The sequence below is a fragment of the Zooshikella ganghwensis genome (genome assembly GCF_018263875.1).
In the GTDB taxonomy this organism is placed as follows: domain Bacteria; phylum Pseudomonadota; class Gammaproteobacteria; order Pseudomonadales; family Zooshikellaceae; genus Zooshikella; species Zooshikella ganghwensis.
In genome coordinates this window covers 136,624-158,246 of record NZ_JAEVHG010000002.1, presented here as the reverse complement: position 1 = coordinate 158,246, position 21,623 = coordinate 136,624, and the positions used below count along the sequence as shown (strand labels likewise).

The following is a 21,623-nucleotide window of genomic DNA, read 5'->3' as shown; positions in this document are numbered from 1 at the left end:
TATTGTTTAGTGACTTAACTGAGTAATATTGATAAATGAAATAGTCGTGAAACTGGACAGCCGCTACAGATAATACGGTATAATCGCTTAAACTTAAGCCTATATTCAGCAGAAAGCATTCAAAATCTCCCTCTAGAGTCACTATTGTTACATATCACGCTGATTTGTCTGTGACATGGCAGGGAGGATTATCGTTTAAGGTAGCCTTCATGTTTGAAAATCTGACCGACCGCTTATCACAGACACTAAGGAATGTTACTGGCAAAGCCAAGTTAACAGAAGACAACATTAAAGAGACCCTGCGTGAAGTCCGCATGGCTTTGCTTGAAGCTGATGTTGCTTTGCCTGTTGTTAAGGATTTTGTTGAAAAAATTAAGCAACGGGCGGTTGGGCAAGAGGTGCAGAAAAGCCTCAGTCCTGGACAGATGTTTGTCAAGATTGTGCAGTCTGAGCTTGTTGAGATTATGGGTTCAGCCTGTGATGAGTTAAACCTGTCGGTGCAGCCCCCGGCGGTAGTACTTATGGCGGGCCTGCAAGGTGCAGGTAAGACCACTACGGTTGCTAAACTCGCCAAGCACCTAAGAGAGCGTAAAAAGAAAAAGGTGCTAGTCACCAGTGCTGACATTTACCGACCCGCTGCGATAAAACAGCTAGAAACACTTGCTGAGCAGGTTACTGTTGAATTCTATCCTTCAAGTTCAGATCAAAAGCCGGTTGCAATCGCAGAAGGGGCTATACAGTTTGCCAAGCAAAAGCAGTTTGATGTGGTGATTGTTGACACCGCAGGTCGTCTGCACATTGATGAAAGCATGATGGACGAGATTCGCGAGCTGCACTCGGCCATTAACCCTGTTGAAACGTTGTTTGTTGTCGATGCCATGACAGGGCAAGATGCAGCAAACACCGCAAAAGCATTTAATGATGCATTACCACTAACAGGCGTTGTTTTAACTAAGGCTGATGGTGATGCCCGAGGTGGTGCAGCTCTATCAGTTCGACACATTACTGGTAAGCCAATTAAGTTTTTGGGCGTTGGTGAAAAAACTGAAGCACTGGAACCTTTCCATCCAGATCGGGTTGCTTCTCGAATTCTGGGTATGGGTGATGTTCTTTCGCTTATTGAAGAAGCCGAGCAAAAGCTTGATAAGCAAAAAGCAGATCGTTTAGCGAAAAAACTTAAGAAAGGTAAAGGGTTTGACCTGGAAGACTTTCGTGATCAGCTCCTGCAGATGAAAAACATGGGTGGCATTACCAATATGCTGGACAAGCTGCCAGGTATGGGGCAAATGCCACAGCTCGCTAACCAAAATATTAATGAAAAACCCCTGATTCAAATGGAGGCGATCATAAACTCAATGACGCCTGCAGAGCGCAGAAACCCTGATGTTATCAATGGGTCCCGAAAGCGCCGTATTGCATCAGGTTCTGGAACGCAGATCCAAGATGTTAACCGACTGCTAAAGCAGCATAAGCAAATGCAAAAAATGATGAAAAAAGTCTCAGGGAAGGGTGGTATGACAAAGCTTATGCGTGGCCTCTCTGCAATGAAGGGTGGCATGGGAGGAGGAATGCCTCCAGGTGGTGGTCGATTCCCTGGCATGTAAGTATTAGGTAAGTCGCGGCATTAATTATGCGCATTCAAATGGTCTAACCTAATGCTTTAGTGGCTTACCATAAAAAGTTTCTGATTCTATACCTCTGGTTTAGTTGATGAAAAAGTCTGTTGTTTAGTCAGCAGTGAATGGGATTGGAAGAAATTAGTAGAATAGCTCTTCCCATCCCTCTTGATATTCCGTAGAATATGCGCCCTTTCGGGCACTGTGCTCGATCTGGATTGTTGAATCAACCAGTGGTGTTCTACGCCATTGATTTAGGAAGCGAAGTCCAATGGTAACGATTCGTTTAGCCCGTGGCGGTTCTAAGAAGCGCCCTTTTTACCATTTAACAGTGACTGACTCTCGCAAGTCTCGTGAAGGTCGGTTTATTGAACGTATTGGTATTTTTAACCCAATTGCTCGTGGTCAAGCTGAGCGTCTAAGGGTTGATCAGGAACGTGCTAGTTACTGGTTAAGCCAAGGTGCACAAACTTCTGACCGTGTAGCTCAATTGCTGAAAGAGGCTGCAAAGGCGTAATCTGGCCATTAAGTGAGGTGTAGGCGGAGTTGTTAGTGAGTCAGTCCAGTGTATCGTCATCTTTTATCGTAATTGGTAAAGTGACCTCAGTATTTGGTGTCAAAGGTTGGTTAAAGATCTATTCTCACACTGATCCTATCACCAATATTTTGAATTACCCGGAATGGACACTGAAGCTCAAAGGTCAGCAGTTATCTGTTCATGTTGACCGTGGCCAGCGACAAGGCAAAGGCCTAATTGCCCACTTTGTAGGCTGTGATGACCGGGAGCAGGCGCACCAATATTGTGGTGCAGAAATCCTGGTACCTAAGACAGTTTTACCTGAGCTTGGTGAAGGTGAGTATTACTGGCATCAGCTCGAAGGCTTGCGTGTAGTCACTGACATCAGTGAGGACGGTGTTAAGCCTCTGTTATTAGGTAAAGTTGATCATTTGTTGAGTACAGGCTCTAACGATGTACTTGTTGTTAAGCCTTGCGAAGGCAGTGTTGATCAGCGTGAACGCTTGATTCCATATTTGGAAAAGCAGGTTGTGTGTGGTGTCGACCTCACACAAGGTGTAATGCGGATCGATTGGGATCCGGAGTTTTAAAGGTGTGGTTTGGTGTTGTTAGCCTTTTCCCTGAAATGTTTTCTGCTGTTACAGCACATGGCGTTACGGGAAGAGCGGTAAAAAATGGTGGGATAGAAGTTAGCTTCTGGAACCCCAGAGATTTTACCCATGATAAACATCAAACTGTGGATGACCGACCATATGGCGGTGGTCCCGGCATGTTGATGAAAGTTCAACCTCTGCGTGATGCTATCCATGCGGCAAAAAATGCTGCAGGACCTGGCGCTAAAGTCGTTTATCTTTCGCCTCAAGGGCGAAAGTTGGATCAAGATGGCGTTCGCTATTTGGCGGATAGTCAAAGACTGATTTTAGTTGCTGGGCGCTATGAAGGTATTGATGAGCGCATAATTACCACTGAGGTCGATGAAGAATGGTCGATTGGTGATTATGTGATGAGTGGTGGCGAATTAGCTGCTATGGTCTTAATTGATACCATTTCACGCTTTGTACCGGGCACCCTAGGTCACAAGGATTCCGCCCTTGAAGACTCATTCAGCAATGGTTTGTTGGACTGTCCACATTATACGCGTCCGGAAGAGATTGCCGGTTTAAGCGTACCTGATGTGCTATTAAGTGGTAATCATCAGGAAATTAAGCGGTGGCGGTTAAAACAAGCTCTGGGGCGTACGTGGTTGCGACGACCAGAGTTGTTGAAAGCGCGGACATTAACTGTAGAAGAACAACAGTTATTGGATGACTTTCTTACCGAATATGCTAGACAGCCACAAGCATCCAATTAACAAGTAATGGGTTGGAAGTTTGTATCTAGGAGTAGATCATGAGCAAGAATAAAATTATTCAGCAGATTGAAGCTGAACAAATGAACAAAGAGGTCCCTGCATTTGGGCAAGGTGACACTGTTGTTGTTCAGGTTAAAGTAAAAGAGGGTAGCCGTGAGCGTCTGCAGGCGTTTGAAGGTGTGGTTATCGCTAAGCGTAACCGTGGCTTAAACTCTTCTTTTACGGTACGTAAAATTTCTAATGGCGTTGGTGTTGAGCGTGTTTTTCAGACCTACAGCCCTATCATTGATAGTGTGTCTGTTAAGCGCCGTGGTGATGTACGTAAAGCGAAGCTGTACTACCTGCGTCAGCGCTCTGGTAAAGCTGCACGTATCAAGGAAAAGCTGTCCTAAGCCTCCACTTAGTGCAACTTACCAACAAAAAGCAGCCCTAAAGGCTGCTTTTTGCTATGGTGGTTTTTTATCAATGGATACTGTTTTGCCGTCACGATCTGTTAAGCTCTCTTCTTCTGTTTCGAACACGCCAGTTCACTTTCAACTTCTTCCCATAATGTTTTAAAGGCTTGCGCACCAGCTGTGTCTTTTGCAAAGGCAGTAACTGGTTCACGATGAATTCCCATTTTTTCTATATCCGCTGAAAAAGGAATACTGGTTTCCAATAAGCGTGGATATTGCTTGCGCAATCTGGTCATTGCATCTTTATGTAATTTTTTCTGGGTCTGAACCATTGAGAAGAATGGTATAAGCTTTTTGTTGCGATAACCATGCGTTGTGAAAAAGGTTGTCAGTTGTTGAAGTGTTCGTTCAGATAGGGTAGTAGGTATTAACGGAATAAGAATTTTATCAGCAGCATTAAATACATTTTCAGACAGTAAGCTAATGCTTGGTGGGCAATCAATTAGGATAAGATCATACTCTTTTTTTAGTGTTAAAAGAGTCTTATGTAAGCGAGTAGTTGATTTTTTCATGTAATTTAACATGATGTCAAAGTTACGAAACGATAGCTTTGCAGGTAAAATATCTAAGTAAGGGAAATCAGATGCCTTGATATTTTTTTGCAGTTTTTTTTCTTTGCTGAAGAAAAACTTAGACTTGCACTTTTCTGATGGGCGTACTCTAAAATAAAATGAGGAAGCACCTTGAGGGTCTAAATCAAATAATAAAGTTCTATAACCTTGAGTCGCTGCTAAATGAGCCAGGTTAACGGATGTAGCCGTTTTACCTACGCCACCTTTAATGCTGTAACTCGCAAGTATTTTCATGTTTTATTTCTCCTTCAGCGGTACTAAAAAGGTGGCTGATTTGCTGCCTAACGTCCTTGTCAATAAATAGTGAAAGATGGTCTGTTACTTTCTTCCTAACTTGTAATTGTTTTTGATAAAGTGCTGCGATTACTCCACCTACTGACAAGCAGAGCTGATAATTTTCTTCTGCGGGGTGGCGAGCTTTTTTAAGCTCTTTATGATAATACTCCTGAAGAAATTCTTGTTGAACACATAAATCGTTGAAGAGACCTAGGTGATCTTGTAATTTTTTTAAAGCACTTACAAGTTTTGTGATTTCATTGGTTGGAAACAAGTCAGCAAAAAACTCTAGCAGGTACCGCAATTTTTTACAGGCTATTCGTATGTCATGAATATGTTCATCTGGCGTCTCTGGTGTTATACGTCTGCTTTTTTTTCGGATAACATGGTACTGGCGATAAATACGGTCTTTTGCGGCCTTTAGAATAGGTTCATTTGCCAGGGGACCATGGCATAAAGACGTTGAAGATTGAAACTGTGTTTCAAGATGTTTGATTTGCCTGAGATAATTACGACTTTTAAGGTGCTTTTTAATTTTATTGTGCTCTTGAGCACGTGCTTGTTGAAAGTCAGTAAATAGAACATGAAGACCCGTTTGCAAACTGTCAGGCAAAAGTTGAGCAAAGTCAGCTTGATGGTTGAGATAGACATCTAGATCTCGGAGCATATTGGTTTGTTTACCTAATTCTCCAAAAGATGTTTTTAGTTCGTTAAATTTTTCGGCAGTGAATGCATGTTTTAATAAAGTAATGAGCGAACGAATTTTTCGAATAGCAACCCGATAGTCATGTAAAAATTCGATATCTATATCATCAACAATACCTGCTTCATTTAGTCGAGCAAGAGTAAGTAACTGGGAAGTAACTTTTGCAATAACATCATGTACAGAAAGTTCTGGTGTGAGATTAAACGAGGGTTTAATGGAATAGCTACTAGGAAGAATAAGTCCCTCAGCTTCCATTTCATCAAGCAAAGTTTGACTTGTTTTATTGCACTGGTTTTGTGTTAGTAGTTGTTGGCAAAAGTTGGCATCTGCTGTATAGCCTTTTAATGGCTGTACGATTAAAGACTTTACTTTAGGTTTTGCTTGTGATGGTGGTTGAAGTATATCAAGCTGGAGCCTAACCCTTGTTTTTTCTTCGCTATCTTTACAATCAAAAAGTGTCGAAGTAAATAGAACCTCTGCTGTGGGTGTGAGTGCTCGTGCTTTAATGATTTTTTGTACTTTGTGAGCAAAAGTGGAGGGTGGCAAGTGAAGTATATTGGGCGGGGAAGTTAGCTCAAGGCTATCAAGTGCGTATAGGTCGTAAGGTGATGTAAAGTAATCTAACCATTGTAAACTCAGCTGATTCTGAAAATACCAGCAAATTAAGCCTTTTTTCCAAAGAAGCCACTCAAAGGTATCATAAAAAATCAGAGTCTGGGATGGTAATACATGCTGATAAATCTGATACTTAGCGCTGAGTAACTGCTGAAGTTTATTGGCTGAGAATCGTTTTGGCAGGTGATAACGTAAAAGTTGTCGCTCCATGATATTTTGAGCTCCAATGATGTGAGCACAGGTATAAAGGTTTATACCTTATTGTTTATAAGTAATAGCTTTAGCTTTTGACTTGAGGTGCTTCCAATTTTCCTCAAATGTTAGGTTTTTTCTTGTCAACAAATGCTAATAGACGACATGATAAGCGTTGTTCATTTTTTTGTAAACTCAACCAGGTGGTAGAAGCGCTGGGTATATGTTTTACATGTCGACTTATTTTCTTACTGCATTTCTTGAGAAAATAGAGGGTAAACTTTTTTTATTGCAGGTCAGTTTGATGAAATCCATCCACGCTACTCATCAAGTGCTCATTAACGAGTTTATTCAGTTTTTATGGTTGGAGCGGGGGTTAGCTGATAACAGTCGGGCAGCTTACCAAAGTGATCTTACACATTTTGCTGCCTGGCTCGAACAGCAAAGTCAGTCGCTTACAACGGTAAGTCGTGTGTTCATTCAGGACTATCTGGCGTTACGGGCGGCAGAGGGTATGAGTGCTCGCTCTTCTGCTCGGTTGTTATCTTCATTAAGAGCTTTTTTTAAATTTATGATACTTAATGGGCGAATCCAGGATGATCCTGTTCAAGCCTTAAAAATGCCTAAGCTGGGTAGGAAGTTGCCAGGGGTATTGAGTGAAGAAGAGGTTGAAGCATTATTGCAAGCACCTGATTTAAGCGAGCCTATTGGTTTTCGCGATAAGGTGATGCTTGAGCTACTGTATGCCTCTGGACTTCGAGTCTCTGAGTTAGTCATGCTGGAGCTTCCCATGCTCTTAATGTCGCTGGGTGCTGTACGGGTTTTAGGCAAGGGAGGCAAAGAGCGACTGATACCGTGGGGAGAGGAGGCACACTATTGGTTGACTCGCTATCTCAATGAAGTTCGTGAACAACTTTGTGTCGTTGGACAGGTAAACACGGTTTTCCCAAGTGCTAGAGGGCAGCAGATGACGCGACAAACCTTCTGGCACAGGGTAAAGAAATATGCCATCGAAGCTAACATTGCAGGAGACATATCACCGCATACACTGCGTCATGCGTTTGCTACGCACCTGTTAAATCATGGGGCTGACTTGCGGGCTGTTCAGATGCTGCTAGGTCATAGTGATTTATCTACAACGCAAATTTATACCCATGTCGCTAAATTACGATTGCAAAAGCTACATCAAGCATATCATCCAAGAGGGTGATATACTGCAGGTCTACGGAGGGAACCAAATGAGGAATTTCCCTCTCTCAGTATGAAATAAACACAAGTAAATCATATGGGGAACCCTATGACGTTGTTTCGTAAGTCTCTGATTGGCTTGACGCTAGTACTGGGTAGTAGCATGGCTGCTGCAGGACAGGACGTAAAAGCAAAAATTACAGCTAATCTTCAAGCCCTTGATAAGAATGTCAAAGTAGAAAAAGTAGAAGAGAGTCCTGTGAAAGGCGTTTATGCGGTGACCCTTGCAGGCAATCAAATCATTTATAGTAGTGCTGATGGTAACTATATTTTTCGTGGTGACTTATTAAAGTTAGAAGGTAAAAAGGTTACTAATCTAACGGCTAAAGAGCGTAATAAAGAAGTTGCCAAATTACTAAAAGATTTTCCAGAAGAGAAAATGGTTGTTTTTTCACCTAAGGGTGAGAAGAAAGCACATATCACAGTGTTCACAGATGTTGACTGTGGATATTGTCGAAAGCTGCATAAGGAAGTACCTCAGTTAAATGAGATGGGAATTGAGGTGCGCTATATGGCTTTTCCGCGTGGAGGTGAGCAGTCTCCGGCATTTGCAACAATGCAGTCAGTGTGGTGTTCTAAGGATCGCCAGCAAGCAATGACTAAAGCCAAAAATGGTGAAAAAGTAACGGCGGATAATTGCGATAACCCAGTAATGGAAGAGTTTCAGCTAGGTGTTAAACTGGGCGTCAATGGTACTCCAGCTTTGTTTTTGGCTGATGGTAGCTTGATTCCAGGTTATCGTCCTGCTGACCAGCTGGCTAAAATGTTAGGTGTGAATAAGTAGCTTTAGTTGTAGAGTAAATTCCCTTCTTTTACGCTTGAGCAATAGACTAAAATAGTCATGCTTATTGTTTTCCTCGGTTATTTTCCTGGTGTTAGTCCAACGACTATTCACCAGGGACCTCTCGTTTTCCTCTTAGACTTCAGCTAAGCTCTAGGAACTGGACGCTGGTCAGCGTAAAATGATTTCCCTTTTGCTGCTAATGACAGCAACTTTACTTTTTGCTAGAACTTTACTTTTTGCTAGATAGGTTTGTGCTGGAGTTTACCAAGATAAGATTATTGAAGCAGTTTACAGTCAACTTGGTTCTATTCGTACAAAGAGTCTCAGCGTTTTAAATTGATTGGGTGAATGGGGGTGGAGTTTGAAACCCATAAAAATAGGTATCTGTGGCCTGGGCACCGTGGGTGGTGGTACATTTAATGTTTTAATGCGTAACAAGGATTTGATTGCTCAGCGAGTGGGGAGACCCATTGAAATTGCACAAATCGCAATGCGTCGTCCAAATCCTGGCTGTGATACTTCAGGTGTCTCAGTGACTGATGATGTGTATGCAGTAGCGGATAACCCAGAGATTGATATTTTAGTTGAGCTAATTGGTGGCTGTGAAACTGCAAAAACATTAGTTTCTCGTGCGATTGTATCGGGTAAGCATGTGGTCACTGCAAACAAAGCATTGATAGCAGTCCACGGTAATGAGCTGTTAGCTGAGGCGGAAAAACACAAGGTTCAGGTAGCATTTGAAGCCGCTGTGGCAGGAGGTATTCCTGTTATTAAAGCTCTTCGAGAAGGTTTAGCGGCCAACAAGGTTCATACCGTGGCGGGTATTATCAATGGCACGGGTAACTTTATTCTTACTGCAATGGAAAAAAAGGGCAGTAGTTTTGCTGATGTTTTGAGTGAAGCACAAGCACTCGGTTATGCTGAGGCTGATCCTACATTTGATGTTGAAGGCATCGACGCTGCCCATAAACTCACCATCCTTGCTTCGATTGCTTTTGGTATTCCCCTGCAGTTTGAACAAACTTACACAGAAGGCATTAGTGGTATTACTTCAGAAGACATTCAGTATGCCCATGAGCTAGGCTATCGTATTAAGCATTTGGGTATAGCCCGTGCACGAAAAGAGGGGATTGAGCTTAGAGTTCATCCTACTTTGATTCCTGAAAAACGACTGCTCGCTAATGTCGATGGAGTTATGAATGCTGTCTTGGTTGATACCGATGCAGTTGGACCTACACTATTTTATGGCGCAGGGGCTGGTGCTGAGCCAACTGCGTCAGCAGTTATTGCTGATATTATCGATATTGCCCGTGGGATTGACTCTCCCCATCATATGCCTGCCTTAGGTTACCAGCGTCCGCTTTCAAATGAACTTGCTGTGTTACCGATGGATGAAACAGAAACAGCTTTTTATTTGCGAATGAGCGCAGCAGATCATCCTGGGGTAATGACGCAAATTACACGTATCCTGAGTGAAGAAGGAATCAATATTGAGGCTCTTCTTCAGAAAGAAGTGTTTGAGGGTGAACAGTTTGCCGCCATTATTATGCTCACTCACAAAGTCAAAGAGCGTGCAGTGAATAATGCGATTAAAGCAATTGAAGCTTTGGATGATGTGAATGGGCAGGTGGTTAAGATTCGCATGGACCATTTAGAGCATTGTAATAACTAATTAGGATCTCAACTTAACAACAGCGGGTTATAACTAAGGTGAAGTATATTAGCACAAGAGGGCAGGCACCTGCTCTGGGGTTTGAAGATGTATTGTTAACAGGGCTGGCAAGTGATGGGGGATTATATGTCCCAGAATATTGGCCTCAGTTTACACTTGAAGAAATTGCTACCTGGCGTGGATTATCCTATGCAGAGTTAGCTGAGAAAATTATAACTCCGTTTGTTGGCGAAGCTATTCCTCAAAATGATTTGCGCCAAATCTTACATGATACTTATCAAGGATTTGATCATTCAGCTGTGGCTCCTCTTACGCAGCTGGATAGTAATCAGTGGGTGCTGGAACTATTTCATGGTCCAACTTTAGCGTTTAAAGACTTTGCTTTGCAGCTACTAGGGCGTTTACTGGATTATTTGCTAGCCCGACGCTCTGAAAAAGCGGTGATTGTTGGGGCAACGTCTGGAGACACAGGATCAGCTGCAATAGAAGGTTGTCGACACTGTGACAATGTGGATATTTTTATTTTGCATCCACATCAGCGTGTTTCAGAAGTCCAGCGTCGTCAAATGACAACAGTTGTCGCTGACAATGTGCATAATTTAGCGGTGCAAGGCAATTTTGATGACTGTCAGGCAGTGGTAAAAGCCTGCTTTCAACAACAGGACTTTCTTCAGGGTAAAGCCCGTTTAGTGGCCGTTAACTCGATTAACTGGGCACGGATAATGGCACAAGTCGTCTATTATTTTTATGCGGCACTTGCTGTTGGTGCACCACAGCGCAGCGTGGCCTTTTCAGTACCCACGGGTAATTTTGGTGATATTTATGCAGGTTATGTTGCGCGCAATATGGGGCTGCCCATCAGCCAGCTTTTAGTCGCTACCAACCGCAATGATATTTTGCATCGTTTTATGGCTAACAACCAATATAGTAAAGAAGACTTGTCGCCAACACTTTCGCCAAGTATGGATATCATGGTTTCCAGTAACTTTGAACGCTTGTTATTTGATATGTATGGTCGTGATGGCGCGGCTATTGATCAGCTGATGACAAGCTTTCAGCAGCAGGGCACTTTGACTGTTGAGCCTTGGCGCTGGGAGTTAACACGGCAGCTGTTTGATAGTTGCAGTGTGACTGATGAAGAAACCTGTCAAACAATTGGTGATGCATATCGTAACTGTCAATATAAGCTGGATCCTCACTCAGCAATTGGTGTCAGGGCGGCTATGACATGTCAGCGTGATCAGCAGATACCAATGATTACACTTGCTACTGCACATCCAGTTAAGTTTCCTGAAGCTGTGGTACGAGCAGGTTTATCTTCACCGGAGCTGCCTGATTCAATGGCTGATCTTTATGAGCGGGAAGAGCGCTATACTGTCATTGAAAACGAGTTAGCTGTTGTCCAGTCTTATGTCGCTAAGTACGCCCGACCGCTAAATTAACTTGCTTGATCTCACTTTACCCTGAGATAGCCATTGAGGCTATTTCAGGGTTGCTCTGGTCTTATTTATCAGCATGCAAAAAAAAATAATTACCCGTCACTACGATGCACAACAGTTAAATTTTAGCCACGAGATCCCGCCTATATTGCAGCGAATCTATGCAGCGAGAGGTGTCTACTCAAATGCAGGGCTACCACGTTCATTGCAAGGGCTAATGAGCTTTACTTCGCTAAAGGGCTTGGACCAGGCGGTAAATATTCTCTGTGAAGCTCTAGAAAATCAAAGTCGGATGTTGATTATTGGTGACTTTGATGCTGATGGCGCAACCAGTACAGCATTAGCTGTATTGCTATTGAGAGCGATGGGGGCATCAAATGTTAGCTATCTAGTACCTAATCGCTTTGCCTATGGGTATGGGTTGTCCCCAGAAATTGTTAAAGAAGCACAACAGTATACGCCTGACCTTATTATCACTGTTGATAACGGTATTTCCAGTATCAGTGGTGTTGCGGCAGCAAAAGCAGCAGGCATTAAAGTGCTTGTTACTGATCACCACTTAGCCGGCACTGAATTGCCAATGGCTGATGCGATAGTGAACCCCAATCAGCCAGGCTGTCATTTTGCAGGAAAAAATACGGCAGGTGTTGGTGTTATTTTTTATGTGTTAATGGCACTTCGTTCAGTACTAAGAGCACGAGGTTGGTTTAACGATCGTCGGCCTGAACCTAATCTTGCACATTACTTGGATATTGTCGCTTTAGGAACCGTAGCCGATGTCGTGCCTTTGGATACCAATAACCGCCTGTTGGTATATCAGGGCTTACGCCGGATGCGTGCTGGTAAAGCACGGCCTGGTATCATGGCCTTGCTTGAGGTTGCAGGGCGAAAGCCTCATCGCTTGACGGCGGCTGATTTGGGGTTTGCGCTAGGACCTCGTTTAAATGCTGCTGGCCGGCTAGATGATATGTCTTTGGGAATAGAGTGCTTATTAACGGATGATCCCTATCTGGCGCGAGAGATGGCTCTCCAGCTTGATGATCTTAACAGGGACCGTAAGCAAATTGAGGCTGATATGCAGCAGCAAGCCTTAGCGGTTTTAGAAAAGATTCAGCTGGATGACAGTCAGGACCTTCCTGTTGGCGTTTGCTTATATGATGAAAACTGGCATCAGGGAGTGATTGGGATTTTAGCATCCCGCATTAAAGACCGTTTGCATCGACCGGTCATTGCCTTTGCAGCTGCTGATGGTGATGAAATCAAAGGTTCAGCCCGGTCGATCCCTGGCTTTCATATCCGTGATGCGTTAGATGCTATTGCCAGCCAACAGCCAGGGTTACTAAGTAAGTTTGGTGGACATGCGATGGCTGCAGGGCTGAGTTTACCTGCTGCACATTTACCTGATTTTAAACAGGCATTCGATGCGGTGGCGCGGCAGTGGCTGTCCGAAGCGGAGCTTGAAGCTGAGCTGCATACTGATGGTTTGCTTCAGCCTCAAGATTTTTCATTGCAAACAGCGACACTACTAAGAGAAGCAGGGCCTTGGGGGCAGCATTTTCCTGAGCCAAGCTTTTATGGTGAGTTTCTGATTATTCAGCAGCGGCTGGTAGGGCAAAAGCACTTAAAGCTGGTTTTGATGCTGCCAGGAACTGAGCGTTACCTAGATGGCATTGCTTTTAATGTTGACCTTACGTGTTGGCCAAACCTGAATGTACAACAAGTGCGGGTGGTTTATCAGCTTGACCTGAATGAGTATAAAGGACAGCAAAATATACAGCTGTTGATTAATTATCTTGAGCCTATTGAAAGTAGCTAAACATAACAGCATTGATCTGTGATCTTTCGTAGTTTGCGCATTTCCTTCGCTATCAGGCTTACGTTAAAATAGCCTGCTTTGTCAGAGTAACATTGGAAGATATGAGTTCGGCATGATCGAAATTAATCCGTTGACACAATCTATTAAGGACTTACAAGCACGAACTGAAGTGCTTAGGGGGTATCTTTGACTACGCTCATAAACAAGAGCGACTTGTCGAAGTAGAGCGCGAGCTAGAAGATCCTGATGTATGGAATGAACCTGAGCGTGCCCAGCAGTTAGGTAAAGAGCGTGCACAATTAGAGTCTGTCGTGAATACCATTGATACACTTACTCAGGGCTTAACAGATGCCTCTGATTTGTTGGTGATGGCAGTAGATGAAGACGATACAGACACAGTTGTTGAGGTTGAAAAAGAGCTTGAAGGACTCACTGCTCAACTTGAGCAGCTAGAGTTTCGTCGTATGTTTGCTGGTCGTATGGATGCCAATAATGCGTTCTTGGATATTCAGGCTGGTTCTGGCGGTACGGAGGCTCAGGACTGGGCGAATATGTTACTGAGAATGTATTTGCGCTGGGGGGAACGTAAAGGTTTTAAAACTGAGCTTGTTGAAGTATCAGCGGGTGATGTAGCGGGTATTAAAAGTGCGACAATTCAGTTTTCCGGTGAGTATGCTTTTGGCTGGCTGAGAACAGAAACAGGGGTTCACCGATTAGTACGCAAATCACCTTTTGATTCTGGAAACAGAAGGCATACTTCATTTGCTTCAGTATTTGTTTCACCTGAAATAGATGATGATATTGAAATTGAAGTGAACCCAGCAGACTTACGCATTGATACCTACCGTTCCAGCGGAGCAGGTGGTCAGCATGTTAACACCACTGACTCTGCTATTCGTATTACGCATATGCCTTCTGGCATCGTTGTTCAGTGTCAAAACCAGCGCTCTCAGCATCAGAACAAAGACAAAGCCATGCAACAGCTTAAAGCTAAACTGTATGAGTTAGAGATGCAGAAGCGCACGGCTGAACAGCAGGCGTTAGAAGATAGTAAGTCTGATATCGGCTGGGGCAGCCAGATACGCTCTTACGTATTGGATGCTTCACGCATTAAAGATTTAAGGACAAGTGTTGAAACCACTAACTGTAATGCTGTGTTAGATGGTGATATTGATCGGTTTATTGAAGCAAGCTTAAAACAGGGCTTATAAAATATATTCTCTTTGTATTTAAACTCAAAAATGGCACTTTCGGTTTAAGGCTGAAGAGCTTATAGGTTTTAGAAAGGGCTGAGAAAAATACATTAATAACTTATCCTAAGATAAGCATACTGAGGATAATAACTTGGTAATTTTCTATCTTAGGATAAGCTTTAATAGGCGAGATGAAAATTATTCTCGTTTGTTTAGGTCGTTAACTTTTTGAGGGGTATTTCCCTCTATGGTATTTACAGGAATCACTCATGGCTGATGATACGCAATCCGATGTAACAGTATCAGATGAAAATAAACTCATTGCTCAGCGTCGAGAAAAATTGGCAGAAATACGAAAACAGCGCAATGCGTTTCCCAATACTTTTCGTCGTGACAGTTTTGCTGGTGATTTACAGAAAAAGTATAAGGACCTAGATAAACAAGCCTTAGCAGAACAAACTATTACGGTTAAAGTGGTTGGTCGGATCATGCTTAACCGTGGAGCGTTTATTGTCATTCAAGATGTCAGTGACAGAATCCAGCTTTATGTAAACCGTAAGGCTTTGGCTAAAGAGCAACTGGATGAAATAAAAGGCTGGGATTTAGGCGATATTGTTGGCGTTGAGGGAACACTGCAGCGTTCTGGTAAAGGTGATTTGTACGTTGATATACAAAGTGCACTGTTGCTAACGAAAGCATTGCGCCCCTTACCTGATAAGCATAAAGGTCTGGAAGATAAAGAGATTCGTTACCGTCAGCGCTATGTGGACCTGATTGTTAATCAAGAGTCACGTGAAGTGTTTAAGGTAAGGTCTCAGGTTATCGATTGTATCCGCAACTACTTACAGGAAAGACATTACCTGGAAGTAGAAACACCCATGTTACAAGTTATTCCTGGTGGTGCCACAGCAAGACCTTTTATCACTCACCACAATGCGTTAGATATTGATATGTATTTACGTATTGCACCAGAGCTTTATTTAAAGCGCTTGGTTGTTGGGGGGATTGAGCGGGTTTTTGAAATTAATCGTAATTTCCGCAATGAAGGCTTATCAACACGTCATAATCCTGAATTTACTATGCTTGAGTTTTACCAAGCCTATGCAGACTATAATGATTTAATGGATTTAACAGAAGACATGTTGCGTGAAGTTACACAGCAAGTGCTGGGTAATACTACAGTACGTTATCAAGGTGAAGAGTATGACTTTAACCAACCATTTCAACGGATGACTGTAGTAGGGGCAATTCTTCACTTTAATAAAGATATTTCTGCAGCTGATTTAGCGGATCGAGACTCTGCAAAACAGGTTGCGGAAAAGCTGGGCATTGTCGTTAAAGATAATTATGGCCTTGGTAAAATTCAGCTGGAAATTTTTGAGAAAACAGCTGAACATCGTTTGCAACAGCCTACATTTATCACTGAGTATCCTACAGAAGTTTCACCTCTGGCGAGACGAAATGATAATAATCCCTTTGTGACAGATCGTTTTGAATTTTTTGTAGGTGGACGTGAAATTGCAAATGGATTTTCGGAGTTAAATGACCCTGAAGATCAGGCTGAAAGGTTTCTAGCGCAAGTTGCGGAGAAAGAAGCAGGTGATGATGAAGCTATGTTCTATGACGAAGATTATATTCGTGCACTAGAATATGGGTTACCACCAACAGCAGGAGAAGGTATTGGTATTGACCGCCTTGTCATGTTGTTTACAGATTCGCCATCTATTCGCGACGTACTACTTTTTCCGCACATGCGTCCAGAATGTCACAAATAAAATGTGAACTGTGCACCCTTTTTAAGGGTGCATCCCCCTCCTAACAATTTTTTTAACGCGTTAAAATCTGTCATTGTTCCCATCTTGTTAATGATTGATTAAAAATCATTCATATACTTCTTACCTGTGTGAAAAAGCATGACTTAATGCAATAGTGACTATTTTTTTGAGGAACGTCGAGTCACTTTTAGGTAATATGTAGCTGTTAATAACTTAAAACAGAAAAAACCGATACCAACAAAACTGCAGTGGTTGAGATGAAAACAATGAGTTTATCTTCTAGGGAAGCCCCTAGCACTATCGTCTATCAAGGACGTAAAACACGGAGAAATGGCAGTGAACAACGCCGTCGTTTAATTCTTGAGGCGTCATTGCGATTAGTCATTCGAGAAGGTGTGAGAGGCGTAAGGCATCGTGCGGTTGCTAAAGAGGCTGATGTCCCACTTTCTGCAACAACTTATTATTTTAAGGATATAAATGACCTCATCGCTGATACTTTTACGTATTTTGTTGAAGTTGGAGCAGAATCGATGCGTCGTTTTTGGAATGGCGCTGAAGAAGTTTTATTTGCTCAGCTAAACGATGAACTTGCTTCAGGTGATAACTTACGTGTTATCCAAATGCGTTTGGTTGATCTGGGTGTTCAGTATTTAATGCAACAAATCGAACAGCACCGTGACTACTTATTAGCTGAGCAGGCTTTTCAGTTTGAGTCGCTAAGAGATGGACGCCTAAGTCAGTTAGCGCGTTTGCATCAGGAAAACATGCTGGTTGATTTAACCCGCTTTTTTAAAGCAATTAAAACATCTGACCCTGAAACAGATGCTTACCTGACGTTAGCAGTTATTTTACGTTTAGAGTATGACGCATTGTTAGGCTATCCTGAAGTCATTACACAAGAGCAGATTAAACACAAGCTTACTCGCCATTTACAGCTTATTTTACAATTGCCCGATAATACAGAAAATTAACGGTAGATGCTGTTTTTTGGCGTCATTTTTATTTGGCGGTACTACAATGTAGTGCCGTTTTTTTTGCAAAACTAAAAACTATTTCTGGGGACGTTTTTTTGTAAATGATATCTTTCTGTACAAAGTTATATTTTCATATGATTTAAAAAAGAGTTTCTCTAAAAATATGAAGTCTACTTCAGTAGTAACCTTTTAATTCTCTCCCCCTATACTTAAATAATGATTGTGCACTTCAGGTGAAATGTTTTTTCTGTTCGTCATACTGTAGTAATATCAGAGGTGATAATGAGCATTTCAGATGAATTATTTTATATATAGAGGATAGCCTAATGAACTGCCATGAAGTTGATTACGACATTATTGGCCATGATTTACAAATGGTAGAGATAGAGTTAGATCCTGGTGAAACCGTTATTGCTGAAGCTGGGGCTATGAATTATATGGAACAGGGAATTGAGTTTGAAACCAAGATGGGTGATGGCTCAAGCCCAAACCAAGGTATGATTGGTAAATTATTCGGTGCAGGTAAGCGGATGCTAACGGGAGAGTCGCTGTTTATGACACATTTTTCCAACCAAGGTGTTGGTAAGCGACGAGTGGCGTTTGCGGCACCTTATCCTGGCGCAATTATTCCTGTGGACATGAAAGCCATTGGTGGGCGTTTACTATGTCAAAAGGATGCTTTTTTAGCCGCTGCGCTAGGCACAAAGCTCAGTGTTGCTTTTAATAAACGTTTAGGCGCTGGCTTTTTTGGTGGAGAAGGGTTTATTTTGCAGCGTTTAGAAGGTGATGGAATGGCCTTTATACATGCTGGAGGGGCCGTTATTCGTAAGGAGCTTAATGATGAAACGCTGCGCGTTGATACAGGGTGTTTAGTGGCTTTTTCTGACGGTATTGATTATGACATTCAGTTAAGTGGTGGTTTAAAAAGCATGCTGTTTGGTGGAGAAGGAATTGTGTTGGCCACCTTATCTGGTACAGGTAGTGTTTGGTTGCAGAGCTTACCTTTTTCACGCTTAGCTGATCGTATTCTGGCGCATGCACCTGCTCGTGGTGGTAGCGATATGGGTGAAAATTAATGAGCTATTTGTTTTGCTTTAATTAAGTAAGATTTTATTGGGTTTAGGGAATGCTTACAGCAGTGTTATTATTTGTGCAGTAAGTAATTATAAATATTGTCAAGAAAAGAGAGCAGTATTAAGAGGTGGTTATTTGTGAAAATAAATCATTCCTGGCAGTTAATAGGTGTTGCATTAATAACCCTTATCGTTACCGTTATTACCTTAGACAAAAATGGATATTTACGGCACTCATCAGAAGAAGATTCAATTTATCTAGCTGAGTTTAATTTAATCAAGCAATCTACAGAGTCGACTGAGACAAAGCTATCGCATATCCCAGCAGATTATTCTGCTCAATGTGTGCAAGGTGTTTTGTTATTACACCATAAAAAACAAAAGGATAATGTTGGTGTCTTGGTTGATCGAAAACAGCGAGCAGTCCGTTGTTAGTGACATTAGGAAGGTAAGCGAGGGATGTTACTACTTTCCCAGTACACTGCGGGGTGGAGGTATTAGAATACCTTTTGCATTGCCACCAAGCATATCGACAAGTTGTAAGGTTTCTTCATATAGCGTCGAATAAATACGCGTGGCATCGGCATGACGCCAGTACTGAAAAGGAGACTTTAGAAAACTGGGCAATGAAGATAACTCAGTTGTAGGTTTAGTCCTTGGGTTCTGATGTAGAAATAGAAAACGCGCTATGAGTGAATGATCAATTAAATTATATTTTTTACTCGCTGAAAACGCCCAGAAATCCTTAGTTTTAATAACATTACTGAAGGCATTGGGCAGTTGCCAGGTATTTATCAGCTTGGAGCCTATTACTCGATTCAATTGATTACAAATAGTCCGTACACTTTGGGGAGAGCTAATACAATCAGGGTAGTCATCGAGTTGCGTGACTAAAAAGAGGCTACCTACATCTTGCAATAATGCACTGAGTAGTGCTCGATCTGTATCAATAGAGCCTACATGTTTCGCTAAAATAGAGCTAAGCGCCGCAAAGACTAGACTTCGTTGCCAGGTTTCACCTTGATATTTACGTGCTAAATAAGAGTGGCAAGGAAATAGATTTTTAAGTACGTAGGTGAGAATGACATTACTGGTCGCCTTAATGCCAATACGTACAATGGCGCCTTTTAAATCATATGGGGGGACAGGTTGTCGGTAGAGTGGTGAGTCGGCCAGCTTTTCCAGATGATGGCTAAGACCTTTATCTTGCTCAATCAGTGAAACAATTTCGTTTAAATGAACGCTGCTTTTAGCCGCCAGCTGTCTAACCGTAAGGGTATGAGGAGGTAGCTGCGGAAAGCTAAAAGGAGATTCAATTAACTTTTCAATTAAAGCTTGTTCAATAACATCCAGTGAAACCATACAAACGTTTACGGCCTTAATTTTAGGGGCTAGCGGAGGTTGTCATAGAAAAAGGCGACAACTTGCGTTAGCTTTCTTGTGTCGTTCATCCCTGGAATTTATTATTGAGCTTTCGTATTTTAGTGGGTTCAGGTCGTGGGGGGTGAGTAGGCTCTCACCTAAACAACCCATTACTTCATTCCTTTTTGATTATAAACGTATAATAGCAGCTTTGTTGATTCAGTTGAGGTGATTAATGACGGAAGTAAAGTTAGAACCGTCCTGGAAAAAAGTAATAGGTGGCGAATTTAACAAAGCTTATATGCAACAACTGAAAGCCTTTTTGGTTGCTGAAAAGCAAGCGGGTAAAACGATTTATCCAAAAGGTCGTGAGTATTTTCAAGCTTTTTCGTTAACACCATTTGAAGTAGTTAAAGTCGTTATTTTAGGACAAGATCCCTATCATGGGCCTGGACAAGCTCATGGCTTATGTTTTTCAGTCCGACCTAAAGTAAAAATCCCGCCTTCACTGATCAATATTTATAAAGAGTTGCAAGCAGATCTTGGTATAACACCACCACAACATGGCTGTTTGGAAGGCTGGGCTAAGCAGGGTGTATTACTTTTGAACAGTGTGTTAACCGTTGAGCAAGGACGTGCTGCAGCACATCAGGGAAGAGGCTGGGAACAGTTTACTGATCATGCGATTAGTGCGCTTAACCAATCTCGAGAAGGTGTCGTGTTCATGCTTTGGGGAGCTTATGCTCAAAAGAAAGGAAGCTACATTGATACTTCAAAGCACTTAGTGTTGAAATCAGTCCATCCTTCACCACTTTCTGCACACCGAGGCTTTTTGGGGTGCAAGCACTTTTCTCAGGCTAATCACTACTTGCAACAGCAAGGTAAGACACCGATAGATTGGCAGTTGCCTATACAGATGGAACAGATGGCCTATGCGCAGGCATAGTTTGTTCTTGCTGTAGTGATTGACGCTGTAGTTGACGGTATTGGCTGGGTGCTATTCCTGTGTGCTGCTTAAACAGTCGGGAAAAATAATACACATCATTAAAGCCAACATGCTGGGCTACAGCGGCAATGGGTTTGTCACTCACATCTAACAGGTAACATGCCCGTTGAATCTTTAACTGGTTGAAATAATGTAAGGGCGCATAACCAGTCAAAGCTTTGAATTGTCGGCTAAAGTGTGAAGGTGATAGATTCGCCTGCTGTGCCAGTGCTTTCAGGGTAAGTCCTCGGTGAATGTTTCTTTCCATATAAAGTTGTAATGTCGTCAGGTTGATTCCTGTAGGACTTTTTGGCTTGCTTTGAAGAATAGGGAGATAGCTGAGTAACTGCTGCAAAAGTTTGGTGCTGTAGATATAACGTTGCCATTGCTGACCACTATCTTGAACGCTTAACAGTTGATCAAACTGTGCAAGTAAATAGCTAGATAAACCACAAGGCTTACAGTAGTGATGATGAGGACTAGGTTTAGCTGAGTGCAACGTTGTTTGCAGGTAGTCCATAAAAACATCACTCTTTTTCCCTTCAAAATGAACCCAGAAGATGCTCCAGGGATTGGCCTTATCAGCACCATAGGCGTGAGGAATACTGCGCGGTAATAGTAAAACATCACCTGCAACGACTGGAACAGTTTGCTGGTTGATTTGTAACCAGCCACTACCTTGATGACAGTAAATAACCAGATGATCGACAGGTGAGCTTCTTTCCATTTGGTGACAGCTGGCGGAAGGGTAATGACCATAGCCAAGGGGAAAGCAATCTTGGCTCAAGGGATGCGTGCTGAGCTGCTTGATGGTGGCATCAGGAATGATCCATCGAACACTGGTTTGGCTGAGTGGCCAGTTTGAGGTTAAGGCATAGCTTGCAATTGACACAACAGTATAAAAGTCCATTCACATAATAATATTGTCCATCCTTACTGTAACAATTGCATGGTACAACTGGCCATCTTTATCAGTGATTTTTCAGGGTACTCTGTAGTCTC

At 42.4% G+C, this 21,623-nt stretch carries 20 protein-coding genes; 16 read left to right on the top strand and 4 right to left on the bottom strand.

The annotated features are described in order from the left end of the window. Positions 1 to 209 precede the first annotated feature (209 nt). The 5 genes from ffh to rplS all read left to right on the top strand — a co-directional run bounded on the left by ffh (position 210) and on the right by rplS (position 3,876). A complete protein-coding gene (gene ffh, locus KHS79_RS04595) occupies positions 210 to 1,604 on the top strand; it encodes a signal recognition particle protein (RefSeq protein WP_027706986.1) in 1,395 nt (464 codons plus the stop codon). Positions 1,605 to 1,887: 283 nt separating this feature from the next. Then, complete coding sequence (rpsP, locus tag KHS79_RS04590; protein ID WP_027706985.1) at positions 1,888 to 2,133, top strand: 30S ribosomal protein S16; 246 nt, start codon at positions 1,888 to 1,890, stop codon at positions 2,131 to 2,133. A gap of 35 nt (positions 2,134 to 2,168) precedes the next feature. Then, the gene (gene rimM, locus KHS79_RS04585; protein WP_212717085.1) at positions 2,169 to 2,723 is read left to right on the top strand and encodes a ribosome maturation factor RimM; all 555 of its coding nucleotides are present in this window, start codon (positions 2,169 to 2,171) and stop codon (positions 2,721 to 2,723) included. Positions 2,724 to 2,725: 2 nt separating this feature from the next. Further along, positions 2,726 to 3,484 (top strand): tRNA (guanosine(37)-N1)-methyltransferase TrmD, encoded by a 759-nt coding sequence (gene trmD / locus KHS79_RS04580; RefSeq protein WP_094788120.1) that lies wholly within the window; start codon positions 2,726 to 2,728, stop codon positions 3,482 to 3,484. Positions 3,485 to 3,519: 35 nt separating this feature from the next. Further along, positions 3,520 to 3,876 carry a 50S ribosomal protein L19 gene (rplS, locus tag KHS79_RS04575; protein ID WP_027706982.1) on the top strand — a complete coding sequence of 119 codons (357 nt, stop codon included), beginning with the start codon at positions 3,520 to 3,522 and terminating at the stop codon, positions 3,874 to 3,876. 101 nt (positions 3,877 to 3,977) lie between these two features. Here the strand turns inward: rplS and KHS79_RS04570 are convergent, their stop codons facing one another. Both KHS79_RS04570 and KHS79_RS04565 read right to left on the bottom strand, forming a co-directional pair. Then, on the bottom strand, positions 3,978 to 4,745 hold the full coding sequence (locus KHS79_RS04570; protein WP_027706981.1) for a ParA family protein: 768 nt from the start codon (positions 4,743 to 4,745) through the stop codon (positions 3,978 to 3,980). Next, positions 4,717 to 6,318 (bottom strand): CHAD domain-containing protein, encoded by a 1,602-nt coding sequence (locus KHS79_RS04565; RefSeq protein WP_212717083.1) that lies wholly within the window; start codon positions 6,316 to 6,318, stop codon positions 4,717 to 4,719. The genes KHS79_RS04570 and KHS79_RS04565 overlap by 29 nt, the downstream gene beginning before the upstream one ends. Before the next feature lie 214 nt (positions 6,319 to 6,532). Here KHS79_RS04565 and xerD point away from each other — a divergent pair, with 214 nt between their 5' ends. From xerD to KHS79_RS04515, 10 genes are all read left to right on the top strand, one after another. Beyond that, entirely contained in the window at positions 6,533 to 7,510 is a 978-nt protein-coding gene (xerD, locus tag KHS79_RS04560; protein ID WP_233468227.1) for a site-specific tyrosine recombinase XerD, read from the top strand. An 87-nt stretch (positions 7,511 to 7,597) separates the two neighbouring features. After that, positions 7,598 to 8,332 (top strand): DsbC family protein, encoded by a 735-nt coding sequence (locus KHS79_RS04555; RefSeq protein WP_212717081.1) that lies wholly within the window; start codon positions 7,598 to 7,600, stop codon positions 8,330 to 8,332. Between the two features lie 361 nt (positions 8,333 to 8,693). After that, positions 8,694 to 10,004, top strand: coding sequence for a homoserine dehydrogenase (locus tag KHS79_RS04550; protein ID WP_212717079.1), 1,311 nt, complete (start codon positions 8,694 to 8,696; stop codon positions 10,002 to 10,004). A gap of 38 nt (positions 10,005 to 10,042) precedes the next feature. Beyond that, positions 10,043 to 11,446: a threonine synthase gene (gene thrC, locus KHS79_RS04545; RefSeq protein WP_212717077.1), complete on the top strand. Its 1,404-nt coding sequence runs from the start codon at positions 10,043 to 10,045 to the stop codon at positions 11,444 to 11,446. Between the two features lie 73 nt (positions 11,447 to 11,519). Next, entirely contained in the window at positions 11,520 to 13,259 is a 1,740-nt protein-coding gene (gene recJ, locus KHS79_RS04540) for a single-stranded-DNA-specific exonuclease RecJ (RefSeq protein WP_212717075.1), read from the top strand. 112 nt (positions 13,260 to 13,371) lie between these two features. Then, positions 13,372 to 14,470, top strand: a protein-coding gene (prfB, locus tag KHS79_RS04535) for a peptide chain release factor 2 (RefSeq protein ID WP_233468226.1) whose coding sequence is annotated in 2 segments (ribosomal slippage) — positions 13,372 to 13,446 and positions 13,448 to 14,470 — 1,098 coding nt in all. Because the reading frame shifts where the segments join, the coding sequence is not laid out codon by codon here. A gap of 251 nt (positions 14,471 to 14,721) precedes the next feature. Then, a complete protein-coding gene (gene lysS, locus KHS79_RS04530; RefSeq protein ID WP_212717073.1) occupies positions 14,722 to 16,227 on the top strand; it encodes a lysine--tRNA ligase in 1,506 nt (501 codons plus the stop codon). 266 nt (positions 16,228 to 16,493) lie between these two features. Beyond that, complete coding sequence (locus KHS79_RS04525) at positions 16,494 to 17,198, top strand: TetR/AcrR family transcriptional regulator (protein ID WP_212717071.1); 705 nt, start codon at positions 16,494 to 16,496, stop codon at positions 17,196 to 17,198. A 329-nt stretch (positions 17,199 to 17,527) separates the two neighbouring features. After that, positions 17,528 to 18,277 (top strand): TIGR00266 family protein, encoded by a 750-nt coding sequence (locus KHS79_RS04520; protein WP_027706972.1) that lies wholly within the window; start codon positions 17,528 to 17,530, stop codon positions 18,275 to 18,277. Between the two features lie 135 nt (positions 18,278 to 18,412). Beyond that, complete coding sequence (locus tag KHS79_RS04515) at positions 18,413 to 18,709, top strand: hypothetical protein (protein WP_051310819.1); 297 nt, start codon at positions 18,413 to 18,415, stop codon at positions 18,707 to 18,709. A 30-nt stretch (positions 18,710 to 18,739) separates the two neighbouring features. Here the strand turns inward: KHS79_RS04515 and KHS79_RS04510 are convergent, their stop codons facing one another. Continuing rightward, positions 18,740 to 19,636, bottom strand: a complete 897-nt coding sequence (locus tag KHS79_RS04510; protein ID WP_212717070.1) for an HDOD domain-containing protein — start codon at positions 19,634 to 19,636, stop codon at positions 18,740 to 18,742. A gap of 235 nt (positions 19,637 to 19,871) precedes the next feature. Between KHS79_RS04510 and ung the strand changes: the two genes are divergently transcribed. Continuing rightward, a complete protein-coding gene (gene ung / locus KHS79_RS04505) occupies positions 19,872 to 20,582 on the top strand; it encodes a uracil-DNA glycosylase (RefSeq protein WP_212717061.1) in 711 nt (236 codons plus the stop codon). Here ung and KHS79_RS04500 read toward each other — a convergent pair. Then, positions 20,545 to 21,513, bottom strand: coding sequence for an AraC family transcriptional regulator (locus tag KHS79_RS04500; protein WP_212717059.1), 969 nt, complete (start codon positions 21,511 to 21,513; stop codon positions 20,545 to 20,547). The genes ung and KHS79_RS04500 overlap by 38 nt on opposite strands. Between the last annotated feature and the right edge of the window lie 110 nt (positions 21,514 to 21,623).